The 2,621-nt window shown below is 27.1% G+C and carries 2 protein-coding genes and 2 tRNA genes; all 4 read left to right on the top strand.

Annotated features, from left to right (window positions below):
• Positions 1 to 80: 80 nt before the first annotated feature.
• The 4 genes from rpmG (at position 81) to OL66_RS02380 (ending at position 2,207) form a co-directional block, all read left to right on the top strand.
• Entirely contained in the window at positions 81 to 230 is a 150-nt protein-coding gene (gene rpmG / locus OL66_RS02395) for a 50S ribosomal protein L33 (protein WP_011160619.1), read from the top strand.
• 359 nt (positions 231 to 589) lie between these two features.
• On the top strand, positions 590 to 1,852 hold the full coding sequence (locus tag OL66_RS02390) for an aminopeptidase P family protein (RefSeq protein ID WP_034172308.1): 1,263 nt from the start codon (positions 590 to 592) through the stop codon (positions 1,850 to 1,852).
• A gap of 35 nt (positions 1,853 to 1,887) precedes the next feature.
• Positions 1,888 to 1,961: transfer RNA gene (locus OL66_RS02385), tRNA-Cys, on the top strand.
• A 154-nt stretch (positions 1,962 to 2,115) separates the two neighbouring features.
• Positions 2,116 to 2,207, top strand: a tRNA-Ser gene (locus tag OL66_RS02380).
• Positions 2,208 to 2,621: the final 414 nt, after the last annotated feature.

The raw sequence follows: 2,621 nt of genomic DNA, 5'->3' as shown, positions 1-2,621 counted from the left end.
ATTTTAAAAACTCTTTATTATTTATTAAAAAATTTGATATAATAGTACTATATTGCTTAATTAGTTAGGAGAAAATTAACATGCGTGATTTAGTAAAATTAGTTTGTACAGAGTGCAAAAGAGAAAATTATCATACTGATAAAAATAAAAAAAAGACCCCAGGACGTTTAGAATTAAAAAAATACTGTCCTTTTTCTAGAACTCACACTCTACATAGAGAAAAAAAATGAAAAACAAAACAAATGTTTAATATTTAGAAAATCAAAACTTTTAGCCAAACAAATTTTTTCAATATTTTTCCAAGAAATTCGCAAAACAAAAGTTTAAATTACTTCCCAAAATCAAATTATTTAAATGTTTTAAAAAAGAAACATTATTTTGAAAATTAAAAATTTTTGGAATTATTTCCCAAAGCAAAAGTTTAAATTACTTCCCAAAATCAAATTTTTTCAAATCAAAAGTTAAATTATTTTGCCAAGTTTTTTGCCTGCTTTTTTATTCCAATTTTTTAATATTAAACATTTTTCCGTTTGCTTTATGAACTTATATTTTTTTCATTTCTATCTTAAAAAAGGAAAATCGTGTTTTTATGTTTTTGCACAATAGAAATAATTTCATCCAAAAAATGAAACCAAACACCGCTGCTCTTTTTTATTCTGGAAAAGCAATTACTAAGAGTGGCGATCAAACTTTTCCTTTTGAAGTTGATCATAATTTTTATTATTTGACAGGAATTAACCAACCAAACACTATTTTATTGTTGGTAAAAACACCTAATTTATCTCATACTTTTTTATTTTTAGAAGAAAATAACCCTAGTAAAGCCTTGTGGGATGGAGATATTTTGAGTTTTTCTGATGCTTCTTTGATATCTCAAATTAATTTATCAAACCTCAAAAACATATTAACTTTTGAAACTTTTTTATTTCAGATGATAAATCCTTTGAGAGGTTCTTTTGTGGATTCTTTAGAAGGTTTTTATTTTGACCTATCCAAGCAAACCTTATACCAAAAAGCAAGTTGGGCTTTAGAATATTGTCAAAAAATGACTTCTTTATATCCTTTTTTGCAAGTTTATAATAGCTCTTCTTTTTTATTTTTTTTTCGTCAAACAAAAAGCGTTTACGAACAAACCCAAATCCAAAAAGCTCTAGATATCAATCATCAAGCCCTTAATTATTTATTAAAAAACTTAAAACCTGGAATGTATGAATATCAAATAGCTGCTCTTTTTCATTATTTTTTGGAAAATAACCAAACTCAAAAATCCTTTGAAACCATTGCTGCTTCAGGAAAAAATGCCTTAATTTTGCATTATAACAAACCTAACTGCCAATTAAAACCCAACGACCTTTTATTATTTGATGCTGGCGTTACTTATAATCATTATTCCTCTGATATTACTCGTTGTTATCCTGTAAGTGGACAATTTAGTTCTTTGCAAAAAGATATTTATAATTTAGTTCTTAAAGCTAACAAAGAAATCATTGCTTGGGTAAAACCGCATCACACCTTTACGCAATTAAACCAATATGGCAAAGATATTTTATTGCAAGGATTAAAAAAAATGTCTTTACTTAAAGAAGGCGAAACAATCCATCAATATTGCTATCACGGATTAGGACATCACTTAGGATTAGATATTCATGATGTTTGCAATTATACAGGTGTTATTGGAACAAACAGCGTAATTACTGTCGAACCAGGTCTATATTTAAAAGATTTAGGGATTGGAGTAAGAATTGAAGACAACCTTTTAATCACTCAAGAAGGGGCTGTTAATTTATCCAAACACATCCCTAAAGAAGTCAAAGACATTGAAGCTTTAATGAAACCATTTGTCACTCATTAATTTAATTATAACAAACTCGCATTAAAGCGATGTTTGGCCCTGTAGCCAAGTGGTAAGGCATGGCTCTGCAAAAGCTTGATCAACGGTTCAAATCCGTTCAGGGCCTCCATTTATTTTATTTTTTAATCCACTTTTGGGATATTTTTTTAACACATCTCAATTACTATTTTTTTCATCCCCTCTTTTTTTTATTTTTATTTTTTATATTTGCTTACATTCACCTATTTATTTTTTTATTTTGCAAATCTATACAATATAATTTAGGAGTAGTACTCAAGTGGCTATAAGAGGCGTCCCTGCTAAGGACGTAGTCCGAGAAATCGGTGCAAGGGTTCGAATCCCTTCTGCTCCGCCATTTTGAATTTATTTTTTTATCCTTTATTTTTTAATAAATATCTGGTATTTTTTTAATCAATAAAAAAACTTTTATCCCCCCTTTTTTTATTATGGATTACCAAATTATCATCTCAACTGCAATTATTTCTTGTCATTTCCAAACTATAACAACATTATTATAAATCGAAATAAAAGAATTGTTAGATTCTTTAAAAAATAAATATTTTCAAAAGACCTTCATTTACAAGTCATCATTATGCTTTTAAATATTTATTTTTTATTATTTTTTCATGTTATAATATTTTTGCTTATAGTTTGTTCTTTCCCTGAAACCAACACAAATAACAAATTAATTAAAATATTTATAATATATTATAACTAAACAAAGGTAATGCAAAAATGAAAACAATGAAACGAGTTAAAACAGTTACTG

It is taken from the genome of Chrysanthemum yellows phytoplasma (assembly GCF_000803325.1).
Taxonomy (GTDB): Bacteria; Bacillota_I; Bacilli_A; order Acholeplasmatales; family Acholeplasmataceae; genus Phytoplasma; species Phytoplasma asteris.
Note: the sequence above shows the minus strand (reverse complement) of the source record. Positions and strands in the feature narration are given on the sequence as shown.